This window comes from Pectobacterium brasiliense (genome assembly GCF_013449685.1).
Taxonomy (GTDB): domain Bacteria; phylum Pseudomonadota; class Gammaproteobacteria; order Enterobacterales; family Enterobacteriaceae; genus Pectobacterium; species Pectobacterium brasiliense_A.
Window position 1 is genome coordinate 57,298 of sequence record NZ_JACDSF010000028.1, and the last position, 18,964, is coordinate 76,261.

General features: G+C 53.6%; 13 protein-coding genes. 4 read left to right on the forward strand and 9 right to left on the reverse strand.

Annotated features, from left to right (window positions below):
• Window positions 1-117: 117 nt before the first annotated feature.
• Window positions 118-1,311 (reverse strand): nicotinamide mononucleotide deamidase-related protein YfaY, encoded by a 1,194-nt coding sequence (locus H0248_RS12230; protein ID WP_180786137.1) that lies wholly within the window; start codon window positions 1,309-1,311, stop codon window positions 118-120.
• A 296-nt stretch (window positions 1,312-1,607) separates the two neighbouring features.
• On the opposite strand from H0248_RS12230, the gene tyrP reads away from it, so the two are divergent.
• Complete coding sequence (gene tyrP / locus H0248_RS12235) at window positions 1,608-2,816, forward strand: tyrosine transporter TyrP (protein WP_180786138.1); 1,209 nt, start codon at window positions 1,608-1,610, stop codon at window positions 2,814-2,816.
• Window positions 2,817-2,898: 82 nt separating this feature from the next.
• On the opposite strand, the gene H0248_RS12240 is transcribed toward tyrP, so the two are convergent.
• The 7 genes from H0248_RS12240 to menF form a co-directional block, all read right to left on the reverse strand.
• Complete coding sequence (locus tag H0248_RS12240; protein WP_180786139.1) at window positions 2,899-3,438, reverse strand: YfaZ family outer membrane protein; 540 nt, start codon at window positions 3,436-3,438, stop codon at window positions 2,899-2,901.
• Between the two features lie 304 nt (window positions 3,439-3,742).
• On the reverse strand, window positions 3,743-5,245 hold the full coding sequence (menE, locus tag H0248_RS12245) for an o-succinylbenzoate--CoA ligase (protein ID WP_180786140.1): 1,503 nt from the start codon (window positions 5,243-5,245) through the stop codon (window positions 3,743-3,745).
• Complete coding sequence (gene menC / locus H0248_RS12250) at window positions 5,233-6,204, reverse strand: o-succinylbenzoate synthase (protein WP_180786141.1); 972 nt, start codon at window positions 6,202-6,204, stop codon at window positions 5,233-5,235. Before menC ends, menE begins: the two co-directional genes overlap by 13 nt.
• Complete coding sequence (gene menB / locus H0248_RS12255; protein WP_180786142.1) at window positions 6,204-7,061, reverse strand: 1,4-dihydroxy-2-naphthoyl-CoA synthase; 858 nt, start codon at window positions 7,059-7,061, stop codon at window positions 6,204-6,206. The genes menC and menB overlap by 1 nt, the downstream gene beginning before the upstream one ends.
• A 5-nt stretch (window positions 7,062-7,066) precedes the next feature.
• A complete protein-coding gene (gene menH, locus H0248_RS12260; RefSeq protein WP_180786143.1) occupies window positions 7,067-7,867 on the reverse strand; it encodes a 2-succinyl-6-hydroxy-2,4-cyclohexadiene-1-carboxylate synthase in 801 nt (266 codons plus the stop codon).
• A complete protein-coding gene (gene menD, locus H0248_RS12265; RefSeq protein ID WP_180786144.1) occupies window positions 7,855-9,537 on the reverse strand; it encodes a 2-succinyl-5-enolpyruvyl-6-hydroxy-3-cyclohexene-1-carboxylic-acid synthase in 1,683 nt (560 codons plus the stop codon). Before menD ends, menH begins: the two co-directional genes overlap by 13 nt.
• Window positions 9,538-9,757: 220 nt before the next feature.
• On the reverse strand, window positions 9,758-11,080 hold the full coding sequence (gene menF / locus H0248_RS12270; RefSeq protein WP_180786145.1) for an isochorismate synthase MenF: 1,323 nt from the start codon (window positions 11,078-11,080) through the stop codon (window positions 9,758-9,760).
• Between the two features lie 401 nt (window positions 11,081-11,481).
• Here menF and H0248_RS12275 point away from each other — a divergent pair, with 401 nt between their 5' ends.
• The 3 genes from H0248_RS12275 to rcsB are packed head-to-tail and all read left to right on the forward strand — an operon-like array spanning window position 11,482 to window position 16,011.
• The gene (locus H0248_RS12275; RefSeq protein WP_180786146.1) at window positions 11,482-12,651 is read left to right on the forward strand and encodes an MFS transporter; all 1,170 of its coding nucleotides are present in this window, start codon (window positions 11,482-11,484) and stop codon (window positions 12,649-12,651) included.
• A gap of 16 nt (window positions 12,652-12,667) precedes the next feature.
• On the forward strand, window positions 12,668-15,352 hold the full coding sequence (gene rcsD, locus H0248_RS12280; protein ID WP_180786147.1) for a phosphotransferase RcsD: 2,685 nt from the start codon (window positions 12,668-12,670) through the stop codon (window positions 15,350-15,352).
• Between the two features lie 8 nt (window positions 15,353-15,360).
• The gene (rcsB, locus tag H0248_RS12285; protein WP_005976164.1) at window positions 15,361-16,011 is read left to right on the forward strand and encodes a response regulator transcription factor RcsB; all 651 of its coding nucleotides are present in this window, start codon (window positions 15,361-15,363) and stop codon (window positions 16,009-16,011) included.
• A 37-nt stretch (window positions 16,012-16,048) separates the two neighbouring features.
• Here rcsB and rcsC read toward each other — a convergent pair whose 3' ends face one another.
• Window positions 16,049-18,904: a two-component system sensor histidine kinase RcsC gene (rcsC, locus tag H0248_RS12290; protein ID WP_180786148.1), complete on the reverse strand. Its 2,856-nt coding sequence runs from the start codon at window positions 18,902-18,904 to the stop codon at window positions 16,049-16,051.
• Window positions 18,905-18,964 lie beyond the last annotated feature (60 nt).

The following is an 18,964-nucleotide window of genomic DNA, read 5'->3' on the forward strand; positions in this document are numbered from 1 at the left end:
GTGCTACGAGGTAGCATGAAAATGACGGTATTATCGCGCACGAAACTAACCCCGAAAGCCGAATAGAAGTGTGGCTAAGGCAGGTTAAGGATAAGATCCTCGGTAATTCCCCGCTGACTACAGCGTCTTCAACACCGTGATCCAACCGTGTCCGCCGTACACTGACCAGCCGTTTAGCCAGCGACGCAGCATGTTCATCGCCAGCATTGCAACGACTTCCTGATGCGTTTTCAGGCTGTAGCGCTGTACGTTGAACTGTATCGTTTGGGCGAAAGATCCTTCCGGCGTATGCAGCGCTAAGGACAGCTCCGCATCATTCCGGTTACCCACAACCAGCGCTAACGACGCCCCCTGACACTCCGCCAGATGGCGAGCATAGTTCACTAGCCCAGACAGGTTAGTATCCTCAACCTTTGCCAGCAGTTCTCCGCCCGCCAGCGGCGTATTTGCCGACTGGAGCTGCCAGTTGAGCAATCCTGCCGTGAAATGTTCACTCACTGCCAGCGTCATATCACGTTCAGCCAGACGCCGTGCCAACTGTGCCGGTAACCCCTCGGTGCCTTCAAAAATGGTATTTTCCCCTGCCACGGTGCGCACCGTTTGCCACAGTTGCTCCATGTTTTCCTGCTGTGCAGCAGGGCCGGTCAGCTTGAGCTCGATAATCGGCATAGAGGAGCGGTAGCCCAACACCACGCCCGACGGTAACGCCATGCCGTCCAACTGGCTTGCCAGATCGCTCTCAGATCGGCCAAAAGTGGTCAAACGCAGGCACAGCGGGGCATCCGCGACAGCAAAACGCTCGCGCAGACGCGGCATAATTTGCTGATCGACCATGACCTTAAACTCAGACGGCACGCCCGGCGTAAAAAACATCAGGCATTTGTTCAATTGCAGGGCAAAGCCACAGGCGGTGCCCACCGGGTTATCCACCATTTCCGCACTGGCGGGGATTTGTGCCTGTTTACGGTTGCTCGGTGCCATCACTCTGCCGCGCTCGGCAAAGAACGCTTCCATACGCGCCAGCCATTCCGCGTGCTCAACCAGCCCTTCTCCTGCTGCGTTGGCTGCCGCCAACGCGCTGAGATCGTCGCTGGTCGGCCCTAAACCGCCGTTCACAATCAGGATATCGGCTATCTGGCTACGCTGCGTTATCGCTGTCACCAGCGCATCGAGATCGTCCCCCACCGTCATCCGGCTGGTCATCGGTAATCCCTGCTGAAACAGATAATCCGCCAGCCAGGCCGCATTGGTATCAATAATCTGACCATGCAGCACTTCATCGCCGGTACATAACATCTCGACCCTAAGCATTTTTTTATTCCTCGTGACGATCCTGAAACCACTTTAAAAAGTCGGATGAACAAACACAATATTTCTTTCAGCCCGCCACAAAATATGCCACCGCCGACGAGCCTCGCTTCAGTGTAAATATAAAATTACACTCCTCGTAACGGCGTTTTGACAGAAATCACTGAATACTCTACCCTGCTGCCAAAAATATCTGGATATACCCGTCATACTTCAAGTNNCATCGGGATTCCTTCCCTTGCCGCCTACCTGAAACTCGAATTATTTGGAGTATAGCCACGCTATATATAGAGGAATAGGTGAAAAATCGTACTCTTGGCAGCATTTTTATCGTTGCAGGCACCACTATCGGCGCTGGAATGTTGGCGATGCCGCTAGCAACCGCTGGCGTCGGGTTTGGTACTACATTGATGATATTAATCGGTTTGTGGGCATTGATGTGTTACAGCGCCTTATTGCTAGTTGAAGTGTATCAGCATCAGCCTTCGCACACTGGGCTAGGCACGTTGGCAAAAATCTACCTCGGCCGCTGGGGACAGTGGATCACCGGTTTCAGTATGCTATTTCTGATGTATGCGCTCACGGCAGCGTATATCAGCGGCGCAGGCGAGCTGCTCGCCAGCAGCATTAGCCAGTGGAGTGGCTACTCACTTCCATTGCCCGCAGGCATTCTGCTCTTCACGCTGGTTGCTGGCGGCGTAGTCTGTATCGGCACCTCCTCCGTCGATTTATTTAACCGCATCCTGTTTAGCGGCAAAGTACTAATGCTCGTCATTATGCTGGCCGTCATGGTGCCGCATATTCAGCGCGTCAACCTACTAACGCTGCCGCTGCAACAGGGTCTGACGCTCTCGGCATTACCGGTCATTCTGACGTCGTTCGGCTTTCATGGCAGTATCCCCAGTATCGTGCACTACATGGGGGGCGACAGTCGTAAGCTGCGCCGAATATTCCTTATTGGTAGTGTAATACCGCTGATTGCCTATATTTTCTGGCAGCTCGTGATGCTGGGCAGCCTCAGTTCTTCAACATTCAACGCTATTTTGGCCGATCAGGCGGGATTGAATGGGTTGATGCAGGCGATTCGCACGCTGGTTGCCTCTCCGCACGTTGAACTGGCCGTCCACCTGTTTGCCGATTTGGCACTGGCGACCTCTTTCCTCGGCGTGGCGCTTGGATTGTTCGACTATTTAGCCGATCTGTTTAAACGTAAAAATGGCATCATCGGGCGTGCACAAACGGGCTTGCTGACCTTTATCCCACCTCTGGTGTTTGCTCTCTTTTATCCGCAAGGTTTTGTGATGGCGCTAGGCTATGCGGCGATTGCGCTAGCCGTGCTGGCGTTGCTTATTCCCGTTCTACTGAGCTGGCAGGTACGCAAACAGCACCCTGAAATACGCGCAACGCGCGGTGGCGCGCCGGTCCTGGCACTGGTCTTCACCAGCGGCGTAGCGATTATCTTGATCCAACTGGCGATGGTGGCAGGCTGGCTACCGTCAATCAGCTAATCTTTTTCAGCGACGCCTAGGCATAAAAAAAGAGCGTGAACTCAACATTCACGCTCTTTTTCTTTTGAACTTCAGATAGCTATTAGAAGCTCAGACCAACGCCAATATAGGCAGAATCCGCCAGTCTGTTATCCGGGCCGTTCTCACGCGCCATATTGATATAGCGGTAGCCGACATCAACGCTCAGCGGTGCAAACACCTGCCAGCGTACGCCTGCTTTCCCTTCAACATAGTGATCAACATGGCTGGAGAAGGAATCCGGTGAATAGTAACCCTCACCATACAGTGAGAACTGACGGCTCAGCGGCCACTGCACACCACCGCCCAGTGCAACACCATAGCCATCATTACCATGCTCCTGATTCAGGTACAGTGCTTTACCACCCAGCGTCAGTTTGAGTGGGCCAACAGGAATGGTGTATCCCAGGCCGAAGCCGTATACATCATTGTTGTTGTCGCCGTGGGCATAGCTCACATTGCCCGCAAGCCCAGGAATACCCAGACCGAAGCCCGCACTGGCACCCGCGTAATCGCGACCTGCTTCCCCGGAAAGGCTAATGGCATGTACAGAAGCACTTGCAAGTAACAAGCTTCCTGCACAGGCAATCACAAACTTTTTCATTTTCAATATCCTTAAAAACCGTCGTTAAACGCGCGTGTAAAGGTGTTATCGTTGCCGATTCTACCCGAAACGCCCTCTCACTCCAGCATGAAATTGCCCTGAGCAGCGATTTATTCTTTTAATAATCATGAAAGTTTGCCTTCAGCACTGCTGACAATAGCAGCAATAAGCGCTGCCTATTTGCGCAAAAAAGACAAAGTGAACAAGAGTAATCATCATGGATGACGATAAAATAGGTAGAAGAAAACGATGATGAGCGAAGGAAAAGTGGTGAAATCCGGCACCAGCGCACCGGACAACTAACCTACGACCGCGCTGTGCGGCCTGTTGTGTTGGGCGAATGGTGCATGGCATTGACCCAGCTTTTCACCTGCTGGCGAGAGAGCTTAATCCCACCATTTTTCAGTTCAGCGGGCAGCGCATAATACGCGACCGGGCGCTGAAATCCGGCAAGCTGTGGCTGTAGCCAATCGCGTATTGCATCAAGCGTCGTGGCTTGTGCCACCTCCAATACCGCAACAGGACGGTGGCCGAACTCCGCATCGTCAACAGGCACAATGCAGGCCTGCTGAACATCAGGATGCGCCAACAGTACGGCTTCGATATTCTCGGGCTGAATCCCTTCCCCACCGCTGAAGAATTGGTTATCCAGACGCCCCAGAATGTGCCATTCATCCCCGGAAAATCGCCCGCGATCCCGCGTATGGAACCAGCCGTCATCATCGACCAGTGGAATCAGTTTCCCGTCACGCCAATAGCCCGCGGCCAGCGTGCTGCCACGCAGCAGAATTTCATCCTCCGCCAGCCGAATCTCTCGCCCGTGCAGCGGCAGGCCGATGCCCGAACGCCCGTCAGCACGTTTCGCGCAGACCGTAGACGCCAGTTCCGTCAGGCCATAGCCACACCAGCAGCTAACGCCTCGCGCTTCTGCCTGTTGCGTAAGCGCCTGCGGAATCATCGCGCCGCCAAGCAATACGGCCTTCAATGCCGAAGGGAATATCCCCTCTGACAGCAGTCGCCACAGTTGCGTTGGAACCAGAGAAGCATGGGTGCAATCGCGCAATGCCTTATCCAGAGGCTGATGCGCGCGGACAACGAGCGTTGCCCCAGTCGCAAGCCAGCGCCAGACAATCCCCTGCCCGGAAACGTGAAAGAGCGGAAGCGACAACAGCCAGCTATCGCTGGAGGAAAATGCCATCATCTGCACCACACCTTCCGCGCTGGAGAGATGGGCAGCAAATGAATGCACCGCTGCTTTTGGCATCCCGCTGGAGCCGGATGTCAGCGTCAGCGTCGCCAGCAGATCGGCCTGCCAGCGTAATCGGTCGATGCAGTGACTTTCTTCGGTATCGCCTGATGGCGAAGAGTCTGATGACAAAGAAATGGGCGGCAAAGAAAGCGTGCGTATCGCATTCGGCCACGGTTTATCATTCAGGCACAGACCATACGCCACATTCAGCGTGGGCAGCAGCGCCTCGGTTAATGCATCAGGTAACTGTGGATTCAGCGGCAGCACGCGCACGCCGCACTGTAACAGCGCCAAATAGCTGAACAGCATCTGGACGCTATTTTTCCCGCGTAGCGCGACCGTACTGTCAGCCATCACGCCCTGCTGTGTGAAATGCGCTGCCAGATGATCCACCCGCTGTGCAAGCGACTGCCAGCTCCAGCGGGTTTCATCATCAATCAAGGCGACAGACTCATTCAACGAAACGGGCTCATTCAACGAAACAAGTTCATTCAACGAAACAGGCTGGGGCGTCTGGTTAGCCCAGTGTCGCCACGGCCAGTCAGTCAGGATTGCCATACCACGTCCAGTTGCTCAGCAGCCAGCAGCGGTAACGCGCTATCCGGCCAAGATTGAATCACCTGCGCTTGCATCAGATCCAACGTGTCCAACCCAGGGATCGTGTCCGGCGTCAGCCAGTGCGCCAAACGCGCCAGTTGCGTTAAGCCCAGACTGGATTCAATGCTGGAGCTAATCACCGCCGTTAATCCAGCCTGATGCGTTTCCTGCACCAGTTGCTGGCAGCGAGCAAGGCTACCGACCAGCGTAGGCTTGATCACAATCGCACTTACGCCCGGCTCGGCTTCCACCCGAAAATCCGCATCGCGCACGCTTTCGTCCCAGGCAATGCTGATACCCGTTTCCCGCGCAAACTCACGAGACTCCTCACGGGTTTTGCAAGGCTCTTCGAGAAAGGCAATGCGCGAACGCAATGACGGCGCGACGTAGCGGGCAAAGCCGTCCGCTTTAGCACGCGTCCAACTGCGGTTGGCATCCAGACGGAGTTTCAGATCCGGCAAGGCTTCCAGCAGCACGTTAACGATCATGCCATCACGCACCGCTTCGTACAGGCCGACTTTGATCTTTGCTACTTTCTCGCCCGGCATCGCCTGTAGCATGTCAAACAGCTCGTCAGGATCGCCGCTGCACAATGGCGCTTTGCGATAGTCCGCCGCCTGCGGCAGACGCTGATCCAGTTCGGCCTGCGCACAGCTCAAGCCAAAGGCAACAGACGGCGGAAGATCGTCAGAAAATGCCGCCCCTGCCGCCCACGATTTTAGCTGTTCAAGCGCGGCTGATTCCGCCTCTGCCAGCGTTTCCACGCTGAATTCCGGCAGCGGCGCAATCTCGCCCCAGCCCAATCGTTCGCCGTCTTGCAGGCGAACGATAAGCCCATCTCGGGTTTTCAGACGCTGATTACGCAGCACCACTCCGGCTTCCATCGGCACGCTGTAACGATAGAGAGTGACCTGGCGCATTACGGATTCCGTTTGAATTTGCTGAAGTCAGGCTGACGTTTTTCGTTGAACGCGTTACGGCCTTCTTGCCCTTCGTCCGTCATGTAGAACAGCATGGTGGCGTTACCCGCCAGTTCCTGCAAGCCAGCCTGACCGTCGCAGTCTGCGTTCAGCGCCGCTTTCAGGCAGCGCAGTGCCATCGGGCTGTTTTGCAGCATTTCACGGCACCAGCGCACCGTCTCTTTTTCCAGATCGGCCAGCGGAACCACGGTGTTCACCAGCCCCATATCCAGCGCTTGCGCCGCATCGTACTGGCGGCACAGGAACCAGATTTCACGCGCTTTCTTCTGACCCACGATGCGCGCCATGTAAGACGCGCCCCAGCCGCCGTCGAAAGAACCGACGCGTGGACCCGTTTGACCGAAGATCGCGTTATCTGCCGCAATCGTCAGGTCACACATCATGTGCAGGACGTGTCCGCCACCGATGGAATAGCCCGCGACCATCGCAACAACCGGCTTCGGACAGGTACGAATCTGACGCTGGAAATCCAACACGTTCAGGTGATGCACACCGCTGTCATCCTGATAACCGCCGTAGTCGCCGCGTACTTTCTGATCGCCGCCGGAGCAGAATGCCTTATCGCCAGCACCAGTCAGAATAATCGTCCCGATGCCGTCGTCGTGACGGGCATTATCGAGCGCCTGAATCATCTCTTTTACCGTTTGCGGACGGAACGCATTGCGAACCTGAGGACGGTTAATCGTGATTTTGGCAATGCCATCGATGGATTTATGGTAAAGAATATCGGCGAAGTCGCCGCTGCAATCGTGCCATTCAATGGGTGCGTAAAGCAGGTCTTCACTCGGATAAAGCATAGTTATCAATCCTTAACGTGATGCAAAAGAAAAGAGCGAACCCGCTCGGCATAGGCCGTTGGATTCGCCTGATGAGCATTATGACCCGCCTGAGCCACGCTCAGTAACGGCAGGCCGTATTGCGCCGCCAGCGTTTGAAACTTCACGTCGCTGGCACCGCATAAGTAAACAAAAGGTATCGACAGGTGCCGGAGGTGTTTCGCTAAAAAGGGCTGTCGTCCCAGCGAGGTCGCTTCCAGCATTGCCGCAACAGATGCACCGTGATTCGCGCTGCGGCGCGCAATCAGCTGTTCACGCTGCGCTGAATCCAGATCGGCAAACACCGCCTGCTGATACCAATCCTGCAAGACCGCTGGCAGCGGCTCCTGACGAAAGCGCTGCGCCCAGCGTGCATCATGGTGGATACGCTCCGTACGCAATTCCGGCGTTGCCAGACCGGGATGACCGCCTTCGACCAGCAGCCCCAGCATGCCGTCATGCTGTCCGTTGCAGGCGTGATACATCGCGATACGCCCACCGAGCGAATAGCCTAGCAGCCAGTAATTCTCAATGCCTTGATCCAACAGCGTCTTGCTTAACTGGCGGCTGACATCGGCAAAATCTGTTGTGAAAATCGTTCGCGATGCACCGTGTCCGGGTAAATCCACCAGCAACACCGGCCAATCACGACAAAACGGTAGAACGGGTAGCCAGTCTTCGCCACTGCCTAATAAACCATGCAGGCATACCAGCCACGCTTGCCCAGAAGTCACCGCGCCCTGCGTCACTTTCCGGCAGCCTAGCTCTTGAAACTCTAGTGCGCCCACGTCGCCACCTGCGCGACCAGTTCATTAAGCGTTGCTGCGCCGTCCTTCGGTTCAACCACCACTTCCAGCAGCGTGACGCCGCCCAGAGTCCAACAATCCGCCACCGTATTCGCCAGCTGTTCCCAGCTCTCGGCGCGCACGTAATTCAAACCAAACATCGCGGCCGCGTGCCCGAATTCCACATTTTGTGGCATGCAGTAAAACGCTTCACGCTGGGCAACCGGCGTCGGCAGCAAGGAAAATATCTGGCCGCCGTTATTGTTCACCACAATCAGCACCAGCGGTGCGGGAGCCTGACGCAGCAGCGCCAGCGCATTCAAATCGTATAACGCAGAAAGATCGCCAACGATGCCCAGCGTGGCTTTTGACGTGGCACGCTGTACACCGGCCAGCGTGGAGATCAGGCCATCAATACCGCTGGCTCCGCGATTACCGAACACCGGATATCCCTGCGGGAGTTGCGCCAGCGCGTCGATCAGGCGTACTACAAGGCTGTTGCCGACAAAGAGCTGTCCATCCGGCGGCAACAGCGCCGGTATGCGCTGCGCCAGCTGCGCTTCACCAAAACGGGAAGCCAGATGCGCGTCGATCTGCCGCTGCGTTTTGTCGGCAATATCCGCCAACAAATCCGCCCACAGCGCTTGTTTATGCGCCGGATGCGCAGACAGCCATTCGCCCACGTCCGCCACCAGACGACGCCCGCGATGGTGAGCCGGATCCAGCCGTCCCGGCAAATCGTCAATTAACCAGAATTCTTGCGGCTGGCACTGTTCTTGCCATTGCAGCAGGCGCTTACCGGTCAGGCTGCCGCCGAACTGCAAGACAATTTCCGCCTGCCGCAGACGAGCCGTCGCGTCAGGATGCGCCAGCCAAATATCCGCACAGGGTAACGGCTGCCCGCTTTGCGACAGGACGTCACCAATCAGCGGCCAGCCCAGTTCGTTCGCCCACGCCGCGAGTTGTTCACCTTGTTCTGGCGTCACGCGACCGGCGAGGACAACGCCCCGCTTCTGTCGCCACTGCGGCCAGTCCGGCTGGACCGCCAGCGTACTCTGGCGCATTTCACGCAGCCAGGGTTCACGGCTGTTCCACCAGTCGCCCAGCGTCATTAACCAGTCCTGATACGCCGTGCCGTCATCGGCACCGTACAACGGTTCAGCGAAGGGGCAGTTAATGTGCAACGCGCCGTGCGTCAGTCGCGCCATTGCGCTATCCACAGAGGAAACCAGCCAGCTAGCCGGAATGTCGGGCGTGGGGCGTGGTAAATCCAGCGCCAGCGTGGGGTGTGAAGCATACAGTGCATGTTGGCGAATCGCCTGATTCGCACCGCAATCAATCAGCTCCGGCGGGCGGTCGGCTGTCAGCACCACCAGCCGTTCGCCGGTCAGCCCAGCTTCGATGATGGCAGGATAAAGGTTCGCCGCGGCGGTGCCTGACGTCACGATAATCGCAACCGGCTCACGTGAGGCTTTTGCCAGCCCCAGCGCCAGATGCCCAAGCCCCCGCTCATCGAAATGCGTGTGGCAAATCAGTGCGTGATTGTCCGCCGCAGACAGCGTCAGCGGGGTGGAACGAGAACCAGGCGCGATGCAGACATGCCGGACACCGTGGCGGGTCAGCGATTCCAGCAGTAATGTAGCCCAGCGGCGATTAAATACACTTGTTGACATGTTGTACTCAACAACTCAGGTTGCAGGTTATTCCCGCCATCTTCCTGTGTACTGGCTGTATGCTCACAGAAAATGATGGATATAGGCAAAATACGAATGATCGAACTGTTGTCGGCCTGGTTGACCTTCAGCAAACATCGAGATCAGCCTTATTATATTTTTTTTTATCGCGCTGACTTTGATATAAACCAGTACCTCGCACAACAACCCTAAAACAAAACTATGACATATCACCGTCTAACAGGGATCTTAGCCCTGCTGCTTTGTTTTCTAACTCCTGCCATTCTTGTTCTGGATCAGAACCCGCCACAATTCCGGCTCCGGCATAAAGCGTTAAAACATGATCCCGTACTTCAGCCGAACGTAGCGCCACGCTGAATTCAGACTGCTGACGCGAAAGGTAACCTGCGGAACCCGCATACCAGCCGCGTTCAAACGGTTCATGTTCAGCAATAAAACGGCGAGCCTCTTGTCTCGGCAGGCCCGCGACGGCAGCCGTGGGCTGTAACGCATTCAGGCACGCGCTATCGGATGCGGTGCGCAGCGTGGCGTGAATGGTACGGCGCAGATGCTGTACTTTACGCAGGCGCACAATTTCCGGTGGCATCACATCCAACGACAGCGCGGACTGCTGTAATCGCTGACAAATATCATCCACCACCAGCATGTTCTCGCACTGATTTTTGGTGTCATTCATCAGCCAGTCGGCCAGTTCCGTGGCTTTGCGCGCATCGCGATCGCTTGCCACCGTCCCCGCCAGCGCTTCCGTTTCCAGTTCGCTACCCCGACGGCGATAAAGCCGCTCTGGGCTGGAACCGAGAAACGCATGACGCGCATCGTGCGCCAGCATGAAATGGAAACAGTGGTGATTTGCCGCTCGGCTGGCGGCCATAAAGGTGGTGGCCTGTAGCGGCTGCGTCAACGTGAGTGTGGTTGCACGCGCCAGAACCACTTTTTCCATCAGCCCAGCATTGATGTCATGCAGCGCTCGCTGGAGCAAATCGATCCATCCCTGACGCTCCGGCTGATGCCCGACGGACTGCACTTCCGCATGTAAAAGAGGCTGTGGAGCGGGCGGCAGAAGCAGGTTAATAAACGCCGAGGCTTCAATGGCATCCTGCTGCAATGACGTATCACTGAACAGGTTAATAGTCAGGCTAAGCGTATCATCCTGACGCCGCAGTTCGGCACGGGGCAAAAACAGGTAGCCGGGTGAAGAAGCCCCGTCCTCTTTCGTTTGATTAAACGCGTTCAGCCCCCAGATGCGCACATCGGGATCGCACTGCTGCTGAACAAGGAATGCCTCAGCATCCTGAATGTGGCGAAACCCGCACACGTTGCCGCACACGGCGGCTTCTTCACGATCCTGACGGTGCTGCCAATAGAACTGGGGGTACACTGGCTGAGTTGCCAGCCACGAAAATAGCTCAGACGCGTCGCTGAGGGTCAACGAACGCGTTATTTGTCTGAAACCTGCGCGTTTAGGCTGTGGCTCGCGCAAATCCTGCTGCAAATGCTGCAGCAAGTCGGAAAGTTGTTTCACCGTTACCCCGGAGACCTAACACAAAGTAGGGGATTATACGGGAAAAAAACACGTCGTGGGTGAGAGGTTACGCAAGACCAAAAGGCTACCCTCAGCAGGGTACGTCCCACCGCACTTTTTAGGGTTATCTTCATGACCATAACGGTGAACACGGACTAAAATCGCACCAAACGGCAAAACGGGTCGCCCGCATCGCTCTAAAATCCTCCTCCATCATCATTATTGCTTTAATTGACCGATTCTTTTGCCGATTATCTAATCGGCATTTTTTTGCCCGCGCCACTACCCCACCGCTTCCTTCTTCCCTCGCTTAAAAACCGTACACCAGGATTCTTTCCATTCAGACTGCTAACTATGGTAAAAATAGGCCTTTGTTACGTCGACCGGATAGCCTCATCAGGATGAGTACGACACTGAATTCCAACCCGTTATGCATTAATCAGAATCTGCCAGGCAAGAAAGCACAGGCAGCCACGCGCATCGTTTTCTTTGTTGCGGGCTTTGCTATGGCGTCCTGGGCGCCGCTGGTGCCTTTTGTCAAAACGCGGCTGGCTATCAGTGATGCCTCTCTGGGGATGTTGCTGCTTTCTCTCGGTATTGGCTCACTCTTAGCCATGCCGCTGACCGGTTTCCTCACCAGCAAACTGGGGTGCCGTAGCGTTATTTTGCTGGCAAGCGCGTTGCTTTGTCTGGTCTTGCCCGCGCTGACACAGGCGGAAACGCTGCCTCTGATGGCGATAACGCTGCTCTTTTTCGGCGCATCCATGGGGATGATTGATGTCGCGATGAATATTCAGGCTGTCATCGTCGAACGGGCCAGCGGCCGGGCGATGATGTCAGGCTTTCATGGTTTCTTTAGCATCGGAGGGATTGCCGGCGCAGGCGGCGTCAGCGCCCTGCTGTGGCTTGGGCTGTCCCCGCTGATGGCAATTCTGGCGATTGTCGCACTTATGCTGATAGCGATGGCAACGGCGCATCAACACCTGCTGCGCACCACAAATCAAGATGAAGGCGGCCCGCTGTTTGTCATCCCGCGCGGCTGGGTGATGTTCATTGGCTCACTGTGCTTCATTATGTTTTTAGCCGAAGGGTCCATACTGGACTGGAGCGCCCTCTTTTTAACGGTTGAACGCAACCTGAGCGGCGCGCAAGCGGGCATGGGCTATGCAGCGTTTTCCGTCGCGATGACACTGGGCAGGCTGAACGGCGATCGCATCGTTAATGCGCTCGGCCGCTACGCGATTCTGACCGGTGGCAGCCTCTGCGCCGCACTCGGTCTGGTGTTAACGATCAGCATTGATAATGCGATCACCGCCATTCTGGGCTTTGTGATGGTGGGCATCGGCGCATCGAATGTGGTGCCGATCCTGTTCAGCGCAGCAGGGAATCAAAAGATCATGCCGCCGAATCTGGCCATAGCCTCCATTACTACCGTAGGCTATGCAGGTATTCTGATCGGCCCGACCATTCTTGGCTTTATTGCACAGTTCAGCAATTTGGCTACCGCATTCGGGTTTGTCGCACTGTTATTGCTGGGCGTTAGCGCCAGCGCGCGTGCCGTTATCCGCTAATCAGGAGCGTTAATTGATGCCAGCCATGATCCTGCGTTATTTTTCACTCCTTACCGTGCTCTCGCTCCTGATTACCGGAACGTTTGGCTATAACTACATCAACGATTTACTGGCGGACAAAAAACACTCGCTGACGACCATTGCTCAGGGTATACAAAAACGCGTCGATACCTATCGTTTTTTCACCTATCAAATATACGGCAGCCTGAACAGCGAAACCGCCGCGAGCGACACCAACATTACCGCCATTAATTTAATGCCGAATGTTTTCTACGTAGAAAAAAATGGTCAGAAAACGGACGCGCTGATTTTTGGGCAACACGATAAAGGGACGCTCACCTCGGTTCGCCGGATATCACGTTATCTTGATATTCTCTGGGGAGCGGAAAATAGCGTCTATTCCATGTATTACCTGAATGGTATCGACAACAGCCTGACGATGATTTCCACGCAGACGCTAAAAGATATCTCCTCGCAGTTCCGTGGTAATTACATTACGGTCATCGCCGAAGCCCGCCGGACGGAAATGCTGCAACAGGCGAATGTATTAGACGAGCGCGAAAGTTTTTCCCCGCTGCGTAAATTACGCTTCTATAACGACTACTATTTTACGCTGCGCACCACATTCAATCAGCCGGGCCATCTGGCGACGATTCTGGCGTTCGATTTACCGATTAACGATTTAATCCCAGACACCATTCCGCGTGAGCTTCTTATGCTGAAGCCGGATACGCCAGCGGCCAGCAATATGGACAACAATAATGGCGAGGGCACGGCTGACATTCAGCTTCATGGCTCTAATCTTGAAATCTCCGCCACGCTCGTCAATGCACCGATAAAAATCGTTTTTCAGGTGCCAGTAAAAGCCCTGATAATTGATTCATTGCGTAATAACGTCTGGCTTCTGCTGCTGAATCTGGTTCTGCTGAGTTTGTCCGTCGTCGGCTTTTATCTTTTCCGTCGGCAGTATGCGCATCCCGGCGAGGATGTCTCTCGTCAGTTGGAAAAGACGCTGGATATTTACCGCGAAACCACGGGTAGAATCCCAATGGGCGTGCTGGTTTATGATTTCAGCAACAATAAAGTCGTTATACAGAATGAGCGCGCAGAACAGTTGCTTCCGCACCTGAGCCTGCAAAAAATAACCAATATGGCGGACGAACATCAGGGTATCATTCAGGTCACGATTAATAATGAGATGTATGAAATCCGCCAAATCCGTAGCCACTATTCGCCTGACTATTGCCTCTTCCTGCTGCGTGAACAGGACAAAGAGATTCTGGTACAGCGCAAACTGCTACTCGCCCAGCGTGAATACGAAAAGAATATTCATGCCAGAAAACGGTTATTCCAAAACCTGCTCAGCGAATTCAAACAGCCGCTGATTTCACTACGGCAGCATATTCATGCACTACGCCACAGTGAGACAGCAACCGTGCCGGCACCCACGCTGGATCAGCTAACGGCGGATACCCGCTGTGCGATTGAGCTGCTGGAAAATATCGCCTTGCACGAGAAACTGGAAGCGCAGGAATGGAATGTGATCAACGAGAGTTTTTCACTGCTGGCGGCTATCGACCATGTTCTCCTTGAGCTACTGCCACGATTGAATCAAAAAGGTCTGATCCTATTCCATCATTACAATCTGGATATGAATCAAACCTACGTGGGCGACGCCGAGTTGTTGAAAAAGACGCTGGCGCTGTTGCTGAATTATTCGGTGACCAATACGGATTACGGCAAGATTACGGTGTCGATTGATAGAAAAAATAATGAGTCGGATACGCTGATTATTCAGATCAGCGATACGGGAACGAATGTTTCAGGCAAAGAGCAGGAAAATATTCGACACCCTTTCCTGCATCCTGCGGCGTCCGATCGTTTCGGACAAAATTCAGGATTGACCTTATTTTTGTGCAATCAACTCTGTAATAAACTGGGCGGCGCGTTAACTATCAACAGTAAGGCCGGATTAGGCACACACTATATTCTGACGTTAAAACTGGAGCCGGAAGCGCTTCCCGTTGAGGAAGAAAAACTGCTGGATGGTATTACCGTTCTGCTGGATGTGACGTCTGATGAAGTTCAGCATATTGTCGGCAATATGCTGACGAACTGGGGGGCAAATTATCTGGTTAACGATGAACGCCAGATTAATCAGGAAGCAGATATCTGCATGACTGACGACCCGGAGAAAAAAGCAGATTATACGCTGCTGTTGAGTCATGACGATGACACAGTAACGCCTTTGGGCCCGCGCCGTTTGCGGGTAAATTATAATATCAGTCACCTCCTGCTGGAGGCATTACTTAAGCTGATTGAGCTACAACTGGAAACATCACCCAATGCGCTACAGGAAGGGGATCCGGATAATGTCGAATTTTACGCCGCACAATTAGCAGCAAGCGACTATTATTCGCTGTTCGTGGAGACAGTACCGGATGATATAAAGAGGCTGTATACTGAAGGGGAAGCAGGCGATTTTCCGTCGCTTTCGCAGACGGCACACCGGCTGAAAGGCGTGTTTGCCATGCTTAATCTGCATCCTGGCAAACAGTTGTGTGAACAGCTTGAACAGCACATTACCGCGCATGATAGTGAACAGATCGAGGCTAACCTTCATGAAATTGAGAGGTTTGTCAGTGCATTACTATCCCCACTAGAACCTAAAGGGCAGCAAGGTAGCCAACAAGATGAGTAACCAAAACGATGAGTAACTTAAACGTAATTATTGCTGACGACCATCCTATTGTTCTTTTTGGCATCAAAAAATCACTGGAGCAGATTGAATGGGTCAATGTGGTTGGCGAATTTGAAGACTCAACAGCGCTGATCAATAACCTACCTAAGCTGGACGCTAATGTTTTAATCACCGATTTATCCATGCCAGGCGATAAATACGGCGATGGTATTACCCTCATTAAATACATTAAGCGCCATTTTCCTCACCTTTCTATTATTGTTCTTACCATGAACAATAATCCGGCAATTCTGAGCGCGGTGCTGGATTTGGATATTGAAGGCATCGTACTGAAACAGGGTGCGCCGACCGATTTACCCAAGGCGCTGGCTGCCCTGCAAAAAGGGAAGAAATTCACCCCAGACAGCGTATCCAAAGTGCTGGAGAAAATCAGCGCTAGCGGCTACGGCGACAAACGCCTGTCCCCGAAAGAAAGTGAAGTGCTGCGCTTGTTTGCAGAAGGCTTTTTGGTTACCGAAATCGCTAAAAAACTGAATCGCAGTATCAAGACGATCAGTAGCCAGAAGAAGTCAGCCATGACCAAACTGGGCGTCGAGAACGATATCGCCCTGCTAAATTACCTGTCCTCCGTTAACGGCGGCGCCACACAGGTAGACTAAGGATTTCCTCTCCTGCACCGGCAGCCGCTGGTGCAGGCTATTCCTCAGCGGTTCTTGCCTGACGCACCACGTTACTGTAATGCGTCAACGCCTGCTGCAACGTATCCAGCGTAACCGGTTTTGACAAACAGTGGTCCATCCCAGCCCCGAGGCAACGCTCTCTTTCTTCCGCCAACGCATTTGCCGTTACACCGATAACTGGGAAACGTAACCCCTGCTCGCGCATACGTCGTGTGAACAAATAACCATCCATATTCGGCATGTTGACATCCGTCAGCACGATATCAATATGATGTTTACTCAACACGCTCAGCCCATCTAGGCCATCATTCGCCGTCATCGCCTGATAGCCCAGAGAACTGAGCTGATCCGCCAGCAGTCGACGGTTGATGGGATGATCGTCAACCACCAGAATCATAATGTCGCCGTTTTCAGCCCGTATGTAGCTGGTCAACGGCGGTGAAATCTCGATACGATGTCTGTCCTCGCTTTCTGAGCGATAGATTTTCTCCAGCAAATCCGGCAGATGTTGAGGCGCAAACGTCCCTTGCACCCAGTGCCCATCTCTCACTTCCTGCGCTAACCCGTTATGCGAGCCACTCATTACAATATGCGCCCGAACGTTAACGTCCTCTTCTGACGCAGAATCGCTAATCATCACATCATCAGGCGACACGGTTTGATTCTGATAACGCGCTACCTGCAGCCCCTGCTCCTGCAACAGCGTCAGCAAATAAGCCTCCAGTCGGGCATTGCGTATCCTCAACCAGCACGTTTTCCCTTGCAAACTCGCGTTGATCACCACTGGGGTATAACGCGCTTTATACAGCGGAATTCTAACGCCAAACAGACTACCGAGACCCGGTTCCGATTCGATGGTAATGTCTCCATCCATCAGATTGACCAACTTTTCACAAATCGCCAGCCCTAATCCCGTGCCCTGAAAATGCCGCTGGACACCGCTTCCGGCCTGGAAGAACGGGTCAAACAGTTTCACCGCCTCGCGAGGTTGAATCCCCACGCCGGTATCACGCACCACAAATTCCAGATAACCATCGCGGCAACCGACCTCGAAAATAATGCAGCCCGTGTCTGTAAATTTGATGGCGTTACTCAGCAGGTTAGATAACACCTGCTGCAAACGTACGGGATCGCCGAACAGGCTAACCGGCACATTCGGATCGATAAAGCAGTACAGCGTCAGGCGTTTCTTGACCACCAGCGGAAGATAGTTGCTGGTGATGTGGCTAATGACTTCATGCGGCGCAAACTCACACGCTTCGATCTTCAACTGCTCCGACTCAATCTTGGAAAAATCGAGGATATCGCTGATGATTTTCAGCAGCAGCGAGGAAGAATTGTTCATCGCGGCAACCAGACGATTGGCATCCTGCGGTAGCGATTTGGTTTGCAGTAAATCGAGGTTACCGATAATCCCGTACAGCGGCGTACGCAATTCATGGCTGACGGTGGCAAGGAACATCGATTTAGACTGGCTTGCCTGCTCGGCGGCATTCGCCATTTCCTGTAGCGATTCTTCCATTTTGACGCGTGCGCTGACATCCAGCAGCACACAAATCGCCACGTTTTCATTACGATAGCGCGAATGGACAAAGCTGATTTGCAGGTGATGATTGCGGCTGGTCATGACATCCACAAACTTGGACTGCTGCTCGCAAATGATGCGGGTAATGCGCAGCCTATCCTCGTGGGTAAGCAGGTTGAGATAGTTGTGCGCCAGTTCGTTACTGAGGATGTTCGTGCCATCATTAATACGCAGGATACAAATGCCTACCGGTGCAGATGCGACAATCTTGCGGTTAAACTGCTCGTTTTCTTCCAACTGGAACGCATTCACTTCCGCTGGCAACAGCATTTTCCGCTCAAATACCAACGCCAGTATAAACAGTAAGATAGCCGATAGCATATTCAGCATCAGCATATTGATCATCAAGGCGCTGATATGGGAGAGCAGCACCTTTGACGGCAGCGAATACACGATGCTGAACGACGTCGGCGGCAGCGATTTCTTCAGAATGAGTTCATCATACCCATTAACATAACCAAAATAGTTATGATCGGAGGGATAGCCCTCTACCGAAGAAGCGTAACGCTCTTTATCATCGGAAAATTGCAAAACAACCTGATTATATTGATCGAGCAGTCGGGCGCTAATTGGAAATTTACCCATGGTGACGAAATCATCCAGACGAATCGTCTGTTCAATCCCCATGATGACTTCCAGCTTGTTATCCACATAAATCGGTGTCAGCGCATATAAATAGCCGACATCGGGAATCGAAGCGGGGGTAATCCAATAGATCGTTTCATCGCGTCCGCTCTGGGTGCGACTCTTCTTCTGATCCTGAAACCGATCCTGCACATTTTTAAGCAAGTTATCGCGGTCAAGTGACTGGTTACGGATGCCAAAATCAACCATACAGCGCCGATCGCCACCGACAAAAAAGACCCGGTTAAGATCGTAGACGGCGGAGAAATTATCCTGCCAGCCGTTGAAGAAATGGCTCAATGAGAGCAGCGCCGCATTCCCACCATATTGTGTGGAACAGGTTGCGCCGGGAGCCAACGCATACACGGAGACACCGGAGCCTCCTTCTGCTGGCGACTCTGCCTTTTCTCTTGCCAGCATCAGGCGATTTACCGCCAGATACTGGAGTTCGCGCACAATATCCGACGCGTGTCGGATGTAACCCTGCGACTGATCAAAGCTGAGGTTATACGCCTGCCGTAGTGCTGATTCTTTTTCATTCAATACTTTAGTGATATAAAAAACGGATATCAGCGCGCCCAATACCCACAGCATGACCGCCAAAACCCGAAACAAATAGCGGGACACCTTTAATGTGGTCTGGAATGAGGCGAGATACTTCAAATGGATACCGTTGAATAATGGAAGAACTAGTTGACTGATACACTACCGAGAGTCGATAAA

Coding starts and splice junctions, on each gene's coding strand:
- H0248_RS12230 (WP_180786137.1), bottom strand. CDS start 1,311: ATGCTTAGGGTCGAGATGTTATGTACCGGCGATGAAGTGCTGCATGGT.
- rcsB (WP_005976164.1), top strand. CDS start 15,361: ATGAGTAACTTAAACGTAATTATTGCTGACGACCATCCTATTGTTCTT.
- menE (WP_180786140.1), bottom strand. CDS start 5,245: ATGGCAATCCTGACTGACTGGCCGTGGCGACACTGGGCTAACCAGACG.
- menC (WP_180786141.1), bottom strand. CDS start 6,204: ATGCGCCAGGTCACTCTCTATCGTTACAGCGTGCCGATGGAAGCCGGA.
- H0248_RS12240 (WP_180786139.1), bottom strand. CDS start 3,438: ATGAAAAAGTTTGTGATTGCCTGTGCAGGAAGCTTGTTACTTGCAAGT.
- rcsD (WP_180786147.1), top strand. CDS start 12,668: ATGCCAGCCATGATCCTGCGTTATTTTTCACTCCTTACCGTGCTCTCG.
- menB (WP_180786142.1), bottom strand. CDS start 7,061: ATGCTTTATCCGAGTGAAGACCTGCTTTACGCACCCATTGAATGGCAC.
- H0248_RS12275 (WP_180786146.1), top strand. CDS start 11,482: ATGAGTACGACACTGAATTCCAACCCGTTATGCATTAATCAGAATCTG.
- menD (WP_180786144.1), bottom strand. CDS start 9,537: ATGTCAACAAGTGTATTTAATCGCCGCTGGGCTACATTACTGCTGGAA.